13 protein-coding genes are annotated in these 12,340 nt (G+C 72.4%); 7 read left to right on the top strand and 6 right to left on the bottom strand.

The window, feature by feature from the left end; translation table 11 throughout:
* Positions 1-75: 75 nt before the first annotated feature.
* Positions 76-279: a DUF5999 family protein gene (locus AB0F04_RS36835; protein WP_362050485.1), complete on the bottom strand. Its 204-nt coding sequence runs from the start codon at positions 277-279 to the stop codon at positions 76-78.
* A gap of 434 nt (positions 280-713) precedes the next feature.
* Positions 714-1,298 (bottom strand): hypothetical protein, encoded by a 585-nt coding sequence (locus AB0F04_RS36830; RefSeq protein WP_362050482.1) that lies wholly within the window; start codon positions 1,296-1,298, stop codon positions 714-716.
* 545 nt (positions 1,299-1,843) lie between these two features.
* Here AB0F04_RS36830 and AB0F04_RS36825 point away from each other — a divergent pair.
* Together AB0F04_RS36825 and AB0F04_RS36820 are read left to right on the top strand one after the other, a co-directional pair.
* Complete coding sequence (locus AB0F04_RS36825; RefSeq protein ID WP_362050480.1) at positions 1,844-3,361, top strand: glutamate-cysteine ligase family protein; 1,518 nt, start codon at positions 1,844-1,846, stop codon at positions 3,359-3,361.
* A 257-nt stretch (positions 3,362-3,618) separates the two neighbouring features.
* Positions 3,619-4,359: a type II CAAX endopeptidase family protein gene (locus tag AB0F04_RS36820; protein ID WP_362050537.1), complete on the top strand. Its 741-nt coding sequence runs from the start codon at positions 3,619-3,621 to the stop codon at positions 4,357-4,359.
* 50 nt (positions 4,360-4,409) lie between these two features.
* Here AB0F04_RS36820 and AB0F04_RS36815 read toward each other — a convergent pair whose 3' ends face one another.
* Positions 4,410-5,228, bottom strand: coding sequence for a PhzF family phenazine biosynthesis protein (locus AB0F04_RS36815; RefSeq protein WP_362050477.1), 819 nt, complete (start codon positions 5,226-5,228; stop codon positions 4,410-4,412).
* A gap of 166 nt (positions 5,229-5,394) precedes the next feature.
* On the opposite strand from AB0F04_RS36815, the gene AB0F04_RS36810 reads away from it, so the two are divergent.
* Positions 5,395-6,033: a PadR family transcriptional regulator gene (locus AB0F04_RS36810; RefSeq protein WP_362050474.1), complete on the top strand. Its 639-nt coding sequence runs from the start codon at positions 5,395-5,397 to the stop codon at positions 6,031-6,033.
* An 87-nt stretch (positions 6,034-6,120) separates the two neighbouring features.
* On the opposite strand, the gene AB0F04_RS36805 is transcribed toward AB0F04_RS36810, so the two are convergent.
* A complete protein-coding gene (locus AB0F04_RS36805; protein WP_362050471.1) occupies positions 6,121-6,549 on the bottom strand; it encodes an SRPBCC family protein in 429 nt (142 codons plus the stop codon).
* Positions 6,550-6,841: 292 nt separating this feature from the next.
* Between AB0F04_RS36805 and AB0F04_RS36800 the strand changes: the two genes are divergently transcribed.
* The 3 genes from AB0F04_RS36800 (at position 6,842) to AB0F04_RS36790 (ending at position 9,612) form a co-directional block, all read left to right on the top strand.
* Complete coding sequence (locus AB0F04_RS36800; protein ID WP_362050534.1) at positions 6,842-7,339, top strand: Clp protease N-terminal domain-containing protein; 498 nt, start codon at positions 6,842-6,844, stop codon at positions 7,337-7,339.
* Positions 7,340-7,425: 86 nt separating this feature from the next.
* A complete protein-coding gene (locus AB0F04_RS36795; protein ID WP_362050531.1) occupies positions 7,426-8,430 on the top strand; it encodes an EamA family transporter in 1,005 nt (334 codons plus the stop codon).
* A 231-nt stretch (positions 8,431-8,661) separates the two neighbouring features.
* Positions 8,662-9,612, top strand: coding sequence for an EamA family transporter (locus tag AB0F04_RS36790; protein ID WP_362050469.1), 951 nt, complete (start codon positions 8,662-8,664; stop codon positions 9,610-9,612).
* On the opposite strand, the gene AB0F04_RS36785 is transcribed toward AB0F04_RS36790, so the two are convergent.
* Both AB0F04_RS36785 and AB0F04_RS36780 read right to left on the bottom strand, forming a co-directional pair.
* Entirely contained in the window at positions 9,599-10,261 is a 663-nt protein-coding gene (locus AB0F04_RS36785) for an FMN-binding negative transcriptional regulator (protein WP_362050466.1), read from the bottom strand. The two genes, AB0F04_RS36790 and AB0F04_RS36785, sit on opposite strands and share 14 nt — an antisense overlap.
* Positions 10,261-10,947: a pyridoxamine 5'-phosphate oxidase family protein gene (locus tag AB0F04_RS36780; protein WP_362050463.1), complete on the bottom strand. Its 687-nt coding sequence runs from the start codon at positions 10,945-10,947 to the stop codon at positions 10,261-10,263. Before AB0F04_RS36780 ends, AB0F04_RS36785 begins: the two co-directional genes overlap by 1 nt.
* A gap of 35 nt (positions 10,948-10,982) precedes the next feature.
* Between AB0F04_RS36780 and AB0F04_RS36775 the strand changes: the two genes are divergently transcribed.
* On the top strand, positions 10,983-12,314 hold the full coding sequence (locus AB0F04_RS36775; protein WP_362050460.1) for an aminotransferase class I/II-fold pyridoxal phosphate-dependent enzyme: 1,332 nt from the start codon (positions 10,983-10,985) through the stop codon (positions 12,312-12,314).
* Positions 12,315-12,340 lie beyond the last annotated feature (26 nt).

Below are 12,340 nucleotides of genomic sequence, written 5' to 3'. Positions count from 1 at the left end.
TCGGGGCCGGTGCGCACGACGTCCTGCGCACCGGCCCCTCATGTCGTGCGACGGGGCACCACCCCGCGGACGGCCTCAGGCGGCCCTCATCACCTGGCCGGCCAGCGGACGATGCGGGGCGATGGCCCTGCCGTCCGGCAGGAGTTCGCCGGTGTCCTCGAAGAGCACCACGCCGTTGCACAGCAGGCTCCATCCCTGCTCCGGGTGGTGCGCCACGAGGCGGGCGGATTCCCGGTCGGCGGATTCTGCTGAGGGGCACTGGGTCTGGTGCTGGCACATGGGCGGGATCTTTCGCTGTGTCGAGACGGACGATGGTGTTGAGGTGTCCGAGTGGGCTGTCGTGTCTGTTCCGCGGCTAGAAATGTCGTTCATGGCCGCCCCCCGTTGCGATAAGTCGTCGGAACCCAGTGTTGCCCCACGGGCGTCGATCCGCAGGGATTTCGCGGCACCGCTTCTCACAGGTTCAGGACGCGTCACCCGCGCGGACGGTTCATCCCAACTGGGCTGTCCCTTCGGGTGGTTCGCAGTGGCCGGATAGGGCTAGTCAGTCCGGGGCGACGACTGTTCCGGCCCGCACGAGCTATTCCTCGCTCGTGCGAGCGATCGTGTGAGCGACTAAGCGATCGTGCGAGCGGCCGATGGCCGGTCGGCGGCAAAAGGGCGACCCCGCCGCCGGAATCCGGCGACGGGGTGCGGAGGAGCCGTGCGGTGCCTCAGGCGGGTGATCCGAGAAGTCTGGTGGGAGCCACTCGATGGGTCAGCACGGGGAGGAGTTCGGAGACGCGGTGCGGGCGGTGGGCCGCGATGCCGGGCGGCGCAGGCGCCAGCGGGACGAGCAGGTCGGTGGCGGCGGGGTGGCCGGCGGCACCGTCCGCGGAGCAGTCCTCGTGCAGCCAGAGCGTCAGCATGTACAGACCGGGCACCGACAGCAGACGGGGCTGGTACGGCTGCTGCATGGTCTCGGCCTGACGCAGGGCGCGCTCGGTGGACGTGATGTACGGGCCCTCGAAGAAGTGGGAGAAGGCCCAGCCGTCGGCGGTCAGCATGGTCTCCGCCGCGGCCACGGCGTGGTCGCCGCAGCGGATCAGGAAGCGCCACCCGGCCAGCCTGGTCGCGGAGACGCCCTCGGCCGTGACGTGGTCGAGGACGTGCACGGGCAGGGGCAGTTCGGGTGTGGCGGGTCCCTGGGTGCCGAGCAGGGAGGGAGTTCGGGCCTCGCGGACCACGGTCGGGGAGGAGAGGGCGGTGACGACGGAGCGGAGTGCGGGCGCGGGAGCCGGAGGGACATGCAGCGGCATGGTGGGTCGCCTCTCATTCAAAGGCACGGTGGCACGAGGGCGGGGGCGGACGGCGCTGTCTGCTCACACAGGGTCAGAGCGGCAGGGGCCGGGGTCAGGAGAACGAGAGGGGGTGGGGTCCGCGTCGCCACGACGGCAGGACCCATCGACCGTGGGCGCCGGCCTTCTGCCTTCTTCGCGGAGTTTATACGACACGGGTTCGGACTGTGTTTCGCCTAGCCGTTTCCGGTGAGTAGAACAAGGGTACATTCGGTCGGCGATATGCGAGAAAAATCCCGATTCCGTGCGGGGGTGCGCAACGGTGACCTCCGTGAATGTCCGCGAACCGGTCGGCCCGTTCTCGTCGGCGTTTTTCACGAGTTTCCGAGGCCCGAAACCTGTCCTGTGTGTCATGCCGAGTGAATGTGCCACCGGTCACACCTGCCCAGCGTAGCGGTCGCCGGGGTCGCCCGGGACGTTATCGATCGCTTTCGCTGGGCATCCTCCACCTGACCGGGGCCCCGACGGCCGGTCCCCGGACCGCATCATCAAGGAGGGACGCTTCGATGGGGGAGAAGGTGGTGGCAGGGCGGTTCGACCTGTCCGATCGCCAGCGCTACCGCGACAAGCTGCGTCAGTGCCTGACGGGCTTGGAGCGACTCCTGGCGGAGAAGCGGTTCGATCACCCCAAGAACCTCATGGGGCTCGAGATCGAATTGAATCTCGCGGGCGCCGACGGCATGCCGAAAATGTTGAATGGGCAAGTCCTCGAACGCATCGCGAGTCGCGATTTCCAAACAGAACTCGCCATGTTCAATCTGGAAGTGAACATTCCTCCACACCGCCTTGGGGGCCGGGTATTCGACCGCCTGGCGGAGGAACTCCGTACGTCGCTGGCATATGCCGACCGGAAAGCCGGCGAGGTCGACGCGGGTATCGTGATGATCGGTATTCTGCCGACTCTGGACCGTGACGACCTGGTGTCGTCGAACCTCTCCGACGTCGACCGGTACACCCTCCTCAACGACCAGATCGTGGCCGCCCGCGGCGAGGAGTTCACCCTCGACATCGACGGCGTGGAGCACCTGAGCTGCACCTCGAAGTCCATCGCCCCGGAAGCCGCCTGCACCTCCGTGCAGCTGCATCTGCAGGTCACCCCGGGCCGCTTCGCCGACGTGTGGAACGCGGCCCAGGCGGTCGCCGCCGCGCAGATCGCCGTCGGCGCCAATTCGCCCTTCCTCTTCGGGCGCGAACTGTGGCGCGAGTCGCGGCCCCCGCTGTTCCAGCAGTCCACCGACACCCGCCCGCCCGAGCTCCAGGCCCAGGGCGTCCGGCCGCGCACCTGGTTCGGGGAGCGCTGGATCACCTCGGCGTACGACCTCTTCGAGGAGAACCTGCGCTACTACCCGGCCCTCCTGCCGATCTGCGACGACGAGGACCCGCTCGAGGTGCTGGACAAGGGCGGCACGCCCTCGCTCGCCGAACTGGTCCTGCACAACGGCACGATCTACCGCTGGAACCGCCCGGTCTACGGCATCGCCGACGGCGTCCCGCATCTGCGCGTGGAGAACCGCGTTCTGCCGGCCGGCCCCACCGTCATCGACGTCGTCGCCAACGCGGCCTTCTTCTACGGCGTCGTCCGGGCGCTGGCCGAGGAGTCCCGGCCGGTGTGGTCCCGGATGCCCTTCGAGGCGGCCGCCGCCAACTTCGACGCGGCGTGCAAGGACGGCATCGACGCCCGCTTCACCTGGCCCCGGCGTGGCCGCTACAGCGGCACCGCCCAGGTCGACGCGGTGAGCCTGATCCGCGACGAACTGCTGCCGCTCGCAGAGGCAGGGCTGGACGCCTGGGGTGTCGAGCCGGCCGACCGCGATCTGTACCTGGGCGTGATCGAGGAGCGGTGCCGGCGCCGGGTGAACGGGGCGAGCTGGCAGGCCGCCACCTTCCACAAGGCACTGGACGCGGGCCTGCCCCGGGAGGACGCGCTGGCCGCCACGACCCGTCGCTACCGCGAGCTGATGCACAAGGGCGAGCCGGTGCACAGCTGGCCGGTGGGACTGCCGGAGCCGGTGTCGCTCGGCTGAGGGCGCGAGCCGGTGTCTCCGGGCTGAGGGCACGGGCCGGTGTCTCCGGGCTGAGGGCACGGGCCGGTGTCTCCGGGCTGAGGGCACGGGCCGGTGTCTCCGGGCTGAGGCCGCGAGCCGGTACGCCGACGCCGCCTCCGGGGTGACATCCCGCTGCCGCCATACTGATCCGACAGGTCGGTGAAGTGGAGGCGGGTGTGCAGGCGGAGGAGAGCCCGGTGGGCGATTCCATTCCCCAGCAGGGGCTCTCACGGCGGATGCTCCGCAACGAGACGCTGCTGGTCCTCGCGCTGTCGCTGGGCGCCAGTGGACTGTCGGCGCTGATCAGCTTCATCGGGTCGGTCACCAAGCCGGGCGGCCTCAAGGACCAGGCCGCCACGATGAATGCCTCGGCCGCGCCCGGCCGGCCCTGGCTCGACCTCGCCTGGCAGCTCTTCGGGATCACCACGGCGCTCGTGCCCGTCGCTCTCGTCGCGCACTTCCTGCTCCGCGAGGGGGCGAGCCTGCGCACGATCGGCTTCGACCGCACCCGCCCCTGGCCCGACCTCGGCCGGGGCGCGGCGATCGCCGCGGTCATCGGCAGCACCGGCATCGCGTTCTACCTGGCGGCCCGCGGCCTCGGCTTCAACCTCACCGTGGTCCCCGAGGCGCTGCCGGCGGTGTGGTGGAAGTACCCGGTGCTGATCCTCTCGGCGATCCAGAACGCCGTGCTGGAGGAAGTGATCGTCGTCGGTTACCTGCTGCGCCGCATGGGCCAGCTGGGCTGGACGCCGACGGCCGCGCTGGCCGGCAGCGCCGTTCTGCGGGGGTCGTACCACCTCTACCAGGGCATCGGCGGCTTCGTCGGGAACATGGTGATGGGCGTCGTCTTCGTATACCTCTACCGCCGCTGGGGGCGTGTCGGCCCGCTGGTGGTGGCCCACTCGCTGCTCGACATCGGGGCGTTCGTCGGGTACGCGCTGCTGGCGGGCAAGGTGGGCTGGCTGCCGACGGCGTGAATCAGCGGGCGAGGGGGCGTACGACACCGTCGTACGCCCCCTCGCCCGTCTCAGGCCAGCAGCTCACCCTCGATGACGGTGACCGCCGTGCCCGTCAGCAGGGTGCGGTCGCCGCGCAGCTCGGTACGGACCCGGCCGGAGCGGGGTGAGGCCTGGAGGCCGGTGAGGCGGGAGCGGCCCAGGCGCTCGGACCAGAACGGGGCGAGTGCCGTGTGGGCGCTGCCGGTCACCGGGTCCTCGTCGATGCCCACGTTCGGGAAGAAGCAGCGCGAGACGAAGTCGTGCCCGGCGCCGGGGTCGTCGGCGAGGGCCGTCGCGATCACACCGCGCTCGGAGTGGACGGCGAGGGCCGCGAGGTCCGGGGTGAGGGTGCGCACCGTCTTCTCGTCGGCGACCTCGACGAGCAGGTCGCCCACGTTCGGGCCGGTGTCGAGGACCGTGAGCACCTCCGTGCCCAGCGCCTCGGCGAGGCCGCCGGGCGGGTCGGCCCGGGTGAGCGGCGCCGTCGGGAAGTCCAGGGTGACGGAACCGTCCGCCGCGGGCGTGGCGACGAGGACGCCGCTGCGGGTGGCGAACCGCACCGGCCCCGTGTGGGCGCCGGTGGTGTGCAGGATGTGGGCGGTGGCGAGGGTGGCGTGGCCGCACATCGCGACCTCGGTGGCCGGAGTGAACCAGCGCAGCGCCCAGTCCGCCGCGGAGCCCTCCGGGAGCGGGTGGGCGAAGGCCGTCTCGGCGTGGTTGACCTCCAGGGCGACGTTCTGCAGCCAGGTGTCGTCCGGGAAGGCGTCCGCGCCGGGCAGGAGCAGGACCCCGGCCGGGTTGCCGGAGAAGGGGCGATCGGTGAAGGCGTCGACGATTCGGATGCGCATGCACCGACGCTAGGGCGTCCACGAAGCAGCAGACCAAGGCCAATTCACACCCGCCGGCCCGAGTTCCGTCGGCAGACAACCGGGGAGAGGGGCTTGTCGTTCGAGAGTCACCGATATATCGTTGAAGCATCGCGACAGATCAACGATGGAATGGAGAGTGGTTGCGATGCGTACCCACGGATTCGAGCGTGGACATGGACATCACGACGGCCCGCACCGCGGGCGGGGCGGTTTCGAAGGGCTGCGTGCGGCCTTCGGTCCGTTCGGGCCGGGTGGCCCGGGCGGCCCGGGCTGGGGCGGCCCCGGAGGGCCGGGCTTCGGTCCGGGCCCCTGGGGCGGCCGAGGGCGCGGGGGGCCTAGGGGAAGGGCGCGGCGCGGTGACGTACGCGCCTCGATCCTGGCCCTGCTGAGGGACCGGCCGATGCACGGCTACGAGATGATCCAGGAGATCGCCGAGCGCAGTGGCGGGGCGTGGAAGCCCAGCCCCGGGTCGGTGTACCCCACCCTTCAGCTGCTGGAGGACGAGGGGCTGATCACCAGCGCCTCCGAGGGCGGCAAGAAGCTGTTCTCGCTCACCGAGGCGGGCCGTGAGGCCGCCGAGGAGGGGCCCGAGGCTCCCTGGGAGGAAGCCTCCCGCGGGGTCGACTGGGAGGCTCTCGGCGAGATCCGCCAGGCCGGCTTCGGTCTGATGGAGGCCTTCGGCCAGGTCTGGAAGACCGGCAGCAAGGAGCAGCGGGAGAAAGCCCTCGGTGTCATCAACGAGGCCCGCAAGAAGCTGTACCTCATCCTCGCCGACGAGGACTGAGCCGTCCGGCGAGAGGAAGCCGCGTCGGATGCGGAGCGCCCCCGGAAGTGGTCCGGGGGCGCTCCGGCGCGCCGGGGCCACGGGGTGTCAGGTCACCAGCCCGTCCAGCCTGCGCAGCGACTCGTGCAGGGCGGCCGTCGCCGAGTCCTTGAGCCTGCCCGCCATCAGGGACACCGTCGCGCCCGTGAACTCGCCGTCGACGCGGACCATCGTGGCGTCGCCGTCGGGTGTGAGGGTGTAGCGCGTCGCTACGGTCACCGCCATCGGTCCCTTGCCGCGGATGGCGAGCACCCGTGCGGGTTCCAGTTCCTCCACGGTCCACGCCACCTCGGCCGGGAAGTTCATCAGCCGCATGTTCTCCTGGAACGTCGCGCCCACTTCGAGGGGTTCCGGGCCGCCCGACGGGAAGCTCGTATGGGTCGCGTTCCATTCGCCGTACGCGGACCAGTCGGTGAGCTTCGCCCACACCGTGCCGGCGGGCGCCCCGATGCGGGCCTCCGCGCTGACTTCGGCCATGCGACCACCTCTTCGTGTCGGGCTGGGTGTCGCGGACCGTAGCGGCGGCGGTCGCAATGTTCAATACTGACGAACTGTCAGACCGGCGGGCCCGCTACCGGAATCCGTCTGATCTCCTCCGCAAGGAGGAGACGCGGGGGCGGAGTCCACTTCCCGTGGGACGCGAGAATGCTTCGCACCGTGGATGACGCGGGCCCGGGAGACTGGTGGGCTGGGGGATGTGCACTCCCGTAACCCGCAGTCGGCCCACTCCCGTAACCCGCAGTCGGCCCATGAGTACGGCCTCCAGCGCGTGGACAACGATGCCAGGCTCAGTGACGAGCTGGCGTCGGTGGTCGGTGGCGCCCGGCGCAGGGCCGTCCGGGACGGGGACCGGCAGATCGACACCGCCCATCTGCTCCACTCGCTGCTGGAGTCCGACCCCGCGGCGCGTGCCGCCTTCGTCGAAGGACCGCAGATCGCGCGCCTGCTCGGCTATCTCGTCCAGCGCAGCATCGGGTACGGCCTGCGCTGGCAGAGCGCTGTCGAGGACTCCGGCGCCGTCCCCGTGGTGACGGCGACAGCGGGTTTCTCACCGCTCGCCGCCGCCTGCGTGGACCACGCCTGCGAGCGTGCCGCCGAGCGCGGTGAACCGGCTCGTGGCACGGATCTGCTCGCGGCGATCGTCCTCGACCCGCAGGCGCGCGCGGTCGAGGTGCTGGGACGGGCCGGCATCGACCCGCGCGAAGTACTCACCCGGCTGGCCGGCCGGTCCGGCGTCGCAGAGGAGTGCGGCGAGGCCGCCGGCTGAGCGGTGCGGCACGAGGCCGGTCGTCCCGTCCAGGCTGTGAGACAGGTGTCATAGGGGATGACGCTCCTGTCGTGTCCTGTCATCATGTGCCGGTGCGTACCACTGACAGCAGCGTGAGCGGGCGCGGCAGGGGCATGGGGCTCGGACTCGCCCTCCTGTCCGCCGTGGCCTTCGGCGGATCCGGTGTCGCGGCCAAGCCGCTGATCGAGGCGGGCCTGGACCCGCTGCACGTGGTGTGGCTGCGGGTGGCCGGGGCGGCCCTGGTCATGCTGCCCCTGGCCGTGCGGCACCGCGCGCTGCTGCGCAGGCGCCCCGGACTGCTCGCCGGGTTCGGGCTGCTGGCCGTCGCCGGTGTCCAGGCCTGCTACTTCGCGGCGCTCTCCCGGATCCCCGTCGGGGTGGCGCTGCTCATCGAGTACCTGGCGCCCGCGCTGGTGCTGGGCTGGGTGCGGTTCGTGCAGAAGCGGCCCGTGACCCGCGCCGCGGCCGTCGGCGTGGTGCTCGCGGTCGGCGGGCTCGCCTGCGTCGTGGAGGTGTGGTCGGGCCTCGGATTCGACGTGCTGGGGCTGCTGCTCGCGCTCGGCGCGGCCTGCTGCCAGGTCGGCTACTTCGTCCTGTCCGACCAGGGCAGCGACGCCGGGGACGAGGCGCCCGACCCGCTCGGCGTCATCGCCTACGGACTGCTCGTCGGCGCCGCTGTGCTGACCGTCGTCGCCCGGCCCTGGACCATGGACTGGTCGGTGCTCGGGGGCACCGCGAGCATGGACGGCAGGCCCGTCGCCGCCGGCGTGCTGCTGGCGTGGATCGTCCTGGTCGCCACGGTCGTCGCCTACGTCACCGGTGTGGTCTCCGTGCGCCGGCTCTCTCCGCAGGTCGCCGGGGTCGTGGCCTGTCTCGAGGCGGTCATCGCCACCGTCCTGGCCTGGGTCCTGCTCGGTGAGCACCTCTCGGCGCCGCAGATCGCCGGTGGGGCGATCGTGCTGGTGGGCGCGTTCATCGCGCAGTCCTCGACGCCCTCGAAAGGATCCGGGCAGCCGGTGGCGAGCGGCGGCCCGGAAAGGGAATTGTCCCGGCGCGGGACCAGCGCCTAAGGTGTCGATCATGCCTTCGAACGCACTCGTTCTTCCGCCTCCGGCCGCCTGAGGCGGGCCCTCCGGAAACCGCGCCCGGCGTTACGCCGCCGCGCAGAACGGTGCTGCCCGCAGACGAAGTCCGCGGACCCCGCTGATCACGACTGATCCGGGGCCCTTCCCGAACTTCCGCGCACCCAACCGCCGCCCGACGCGGGCGCGGCATGCCGTGCGCGTCTGCGGAGAGAACACATGCCGAACACCGCCTCCGGCCTGCCCGTCGGGCGAGGCCTCCTCTATCTGATCGTCGCAGGTGTCGCCTGGGGCACCGCGGGCGCGGCCGCCTCCCTGGTCTACCGGACCAGCGACATGGGGCCCGTCGCCCTGTCCTTCTGGCGCTGCGCCGCCGGCCTCGTGCTGCTGCTCACCGTGCGCCTGCTGCGGCCGCGCGCCCAGGACCCCGTGCGGCAGCCGCTCGGCCGCCGGGCGGTGCGGGCCGGGGTCACCGGCCTCGGGCTCGCCGTCTTCCAGACGGCGTACTTCGCGGCCGTCTCCGCCACCGGCCTGGCGGTGGCCACCGTCGTCACGCTGGGCGCGGGACCCGTCCTCATCGCGCTCGGAGCCCGGCTGACCCAGGCCGAGCGACTGGGTCGGGGCGGCGCCGTGGCCGTCCTGGGCGCCCTCGCCGGACTCGCGGTTCTCGTCCTCGGGAGCGGCGGCACGACCGTGCGCCCCGCGGGTGTGCTGCTCGCCCTGCTCTCCGCGGCCGGGTACAGCGCGATGACCCTGCTCACCCGCCGGTGGGGCCGCGACGGCGCGGGTGACGCCACCCGGACGACCGCCGGGGCCTTCGCCGTCACGAGCCTGTGCCTGCTGCCGTTCGCCCTCGCCGAGGGACTGCTGCCGCACACCGAGGAGTCCGGCCGGCTCCTGCTCCTGCTGCTCTACGTCGCCGCCGTCCCGACGGCGCTCGCCTACGGCCTCTACTTCGCGGGCGCGGCCGTCGTACGGTCCGCCACCGTCTCGGTGATCATGCTGCTCGAACCGGTGAGCGCGGCGGTGCTCGCCGTCCTCCTCCTCGGCGAGCACCTCACGGCGGCGATGCTCGCCGGGACTCTGCTGATGCTGGGCTCGGTGGCGGGCCTGGCGGTGGGGGAGGCCCGGGGCGCGCGGAGGAGGGAGGAGCCGGTCATGGCGATGTGAGGCGGGGGCCCGCGGCCTGTGCCTCCTGTCTGCGCAGGAGGTGGTCGCGTGCCCTGGAGTCGCCCGGACCGCCGCGGGCCGCGAGAGCCGCGGCGATCCGGTCCCGGACCTCGGCCGGCCTGTGGTTCGCGTACTTGAACTTCGCCCGCACGTCCGTCACTTCCAGGCGCAGGCCGCGGATGCCGGCGAGCATCCTGCCGTAGGGGGCCTCACCCACGGCTGCCCGTGCGGAGCCGCCGTCCGGCTGGAAGTGGTCGACCTGGCGGTTGAGCAGCGCGGCCTTCTGTACCGGGTCGTCCACGACATGAGCACGGCAGCGCAGCTGGACGGCCGCGTAGAAGCTCGTCGGCGTGCCGTGCTCGGGCGGGACGTCCGGGGCGGCCTGCCAGGGGCCGGGTACGAACACGTAGTCGTCGACCACGCTCAGCAGGACGTCGGGGGCGGCCTCCAGCGCGGGCCACAGCGGGTTGGGGCGGGCGAGGTGGGTGACGACCTCGCGGCGCCCGGCGTCGTAGGCGAAGTGCAGGGGCTGGACGTGGGGCGGTTCGCCCGGCGGGCCGTTGACCGCGAGCTGGCCGAAGTCGTGGCCGGCCAGCCACCGTTGCCATTCGGTGTCGTCACGGGGCGCGTCCCAGGGGTGGATCAGCATCACAGCGCCGTGAGGTAACCGGGCAGCTCGGTACCGGGGGCCAGGTCCGGGTCGGAGAGCGGGGTGCCGTAGGCGCGCCGGACGGGGACGACGCCCGCCCAGTGGGGGAGGGCGAGGTCCTCCGGCTCGTCGTTCACGCCGCCGGTGCGCAGCTTCGCCGAGACCTCGTCCAGGTCCAGACGGATTACGGCCGTGGCGGCCAGTTCCTTCTTGTTGGCGGGGCGCGAGTCCGCGGAGCGGCCGGGCACGACGTGGTCGACCAGCGCGTCCAGGGCCCGCAGCTTCTCCTCGGGGTCCGTCACGTCATGGGCGACGCCGTGCACCACCACGGAGCGGTAGTTGATCGAGTGGTGGAAGGCCGAGCGGGCCAGGACCAGACCGTCGACGTGGGTGACCGTCAGGCAGACCGGGAGGCCGGGGTCGGCCTGACCGGCCGCCCGCAGCGGACGCGAGCCCGTCGAGCCGTGCACGTACAGCCGTTCGCCGACCCGGGCGTACAGGGTGGGCAGCACGACGGGCGCCCCGTCGCGGACGAACCCGAGGTGGCAGACGTAGGCCTCGTCGAGTATCGAGTGCACCAGGTCCTTGTCGTACGACGCCCGGTCCGCGGAGCGGGTGGGGACGGTGCGGTCGGTCGGGGTGTAGGCGGTGCCGGGTTGCGACGGCGTCTGTGCGGTCCCCTGCATGGCGCTCTCCATTGCACTAGTGCATAATTTACTTTGTGCTAGGAGAGTATCGGATCAAGGGGCGTCGCGCAGCGGACATTTCCGCGAGCATCGAGCGCGCGGTGGGAGCCGGTGAGTTGCTTCCGGGCCAACTACTGCCTCCCATGCGGCAGTTGGCGGAGCAGCTGGGAGTGAATCCCAACACGGTCGCGGCCGCGTACCGGACCCTGCGCGAGCGCGGGGTCATCGAGACGGCGGGGCGGCGCGGCAGCCGGGTGCGGCCGGCACCGGCAACGACCGGGCGGGAGCACATCCGGGTGGACGTCCCCGAGGGGGTGCGGGACCTCGCGCAGGGCAATCCGGACCCGGCACTCCTGCCGGCGCTCGCGGGCGCGTTCGCGGCGGCCGCCGCCGAGGGGGACCGGGCGCCCGTGCTGTACGGCGACACCCCCCTCGAACCGGGACTGGCCCGGATGGCACGGGCCGGACTCGACGCCGACGGTGTGCCGGAAGGGCCGCTGGCCGTGGTCTCCGGGGCCCTCGACGGCGTCGAACGGGTACTGGCGGCCCATCTCAAGCCCGGCGACACCGTCGCCGTCGAGGACCCCGGCTGGGGCCGCACCCTCGACCTGGTCCCCGCGCTCGGGCTGCGGACCGTGCCCGTCGGCGTCGACGACGAGGGGCCGTATGTGGAGGACGTGCGCCGGGCGCTGGAGGCCGGGGCGCGGGCCCTGATCGTCACGGACCGGGCGCAGAACCCGACAGGCGCGGCGGTGAGCTCCGCACGTGCGCGTGCGCTGAGAACGGTGCTCCGGGCGTATCCGGAGACCCTGCTGATCGAGGACGACCACGGCCACGGCATCGTCGACGTGCCCCTGCACCCGCTGGCCGGAGTCACCCGGCACTGGGCGTTCGTGCGCTCGGCCGCCAAGGCCTACGGCCCGGATCTGCGGCTCGCCCTGCTCACCGGGGACGCCGTCACCGTCGACCGGGTCCGCGGACGGCACCGGCTCGGACCGGGCTGGGTGAGCCGGCTGATGCAGCGGGCCCTGGCCCGGTTGTGGGCCGACGGCGCGGTGGACACGGCCGAAGTGGCGGCGTCGTACGGGCGGCGCCGGGACGCGCTGATCACGGCGCTCGAACGGCGAGGTGTCGCGGCCCGCGGGCGCACCGGCATGAACGTCTGGGTGCCGGTGCCGGACGAGACCGGCGCTGTCGCCCGTCTGCTGCACGCCGGCTGGGCCGTGGCCCCCGGCGCCCGCTTCCGGCTGAGTGCGCCGCCCGGTATCCGGGTCACCGTCTCGACCCTCGTCGACGGCGAGATCGAGAGGCTGGCCGGCGCGATCGCCTCGGCCCTCCGGCCCGCCCCGGCGCGCAGCTACGACTGAGCCGTCGGGCCGGGTGGCCGGGCGCC

This window comes from Streptomyces sp. NPDC029041 (assembly GCF_040637515.1).
Lineage (GTDB): Bacteria > Actinomycetota > Actinomycetes > Streptomycetales > Streptomycetaceae > Streptomyces.
The sequence above is the reverse complement of the archived record's forward strand: the minus strand, read 5'-3'. Positions and strand labels throughout refer to the sequence as shown.

Bases quoted from the DNA above. Each gene is read 5' to 3' on its own strand.
- AB0F04_RS36835 (WP_362050485.1), bottom strand. From the start codon at position 279: ATGTGCCAGCACCAGACCCAGTGCCCCTCAGCAGAATCCGCCGACCGG.
- AB0F04_RS36830 (WP_362050482.1), bottom strand. From the start codon at position 1,298: ATGCCGCTGCATGTCCCTCCGGCTCCCGCGCCCGCACTCCGCTCCGTC.
- AB0F04_RS36825 (WP_362050480.1), top strand. From the start codon at position 1,844: ATGGGGGAGAAGGTGGTGGCAGGGCGGTTCGACCTGTCCGATCGCCAG.
- AB0F04_RS36820 (WP_362050537.1), top strand. From the start codon at position 3,619: ATGCTCCGCAACGAGACGCTGCTGGTCCTCGCGCTGTCGCTGGGCGCC.
- AB0F04_RS36815 (WP_362050477.1), bottom strand. From the start codon at position 5,228: ATGCGCATCCGAATCGTCGACGCCTTCACCGATCGCCCCTTCTCCGGC.
- AB0F04_RS36810 (WP_362050474.1), top strand. From the start codon at position 5,395: ATGCGTACCCACGGATTCGAGCGTGGACATGGACATCACGACGGCCCG.
- AB0F04_RS36805 (WP_362050471.1), bottom strand. From the start codon at position 6,549: ATGGCCGAAGTCAGCGCGGAGGCCCGCATCGGGGCGCCCGCCGGCACG.
- AB0F04_RS36790 (WP_362050469.1), top strand. From the start codon at position 8,662: ATGCCGAACACCGCCTCCGGCCTGCCCGTCGGGCGAGGCCTCCTCTAT.
- AB0F04_RS36785 (WP_362050466.1), bottom strand. From the start codon at position 10,261: ATGCTGATCCACCCCTGGGACGCGCCCCGTGACGACACCGAATGGCAA.
- AB0F04_RS36780 (WP_362050463.1), bottom strand. From the start codon at position 10,947: ATGCAGGGGACCGCACAGACGCCGTCGCAACCCGGCACCGCCTACACC.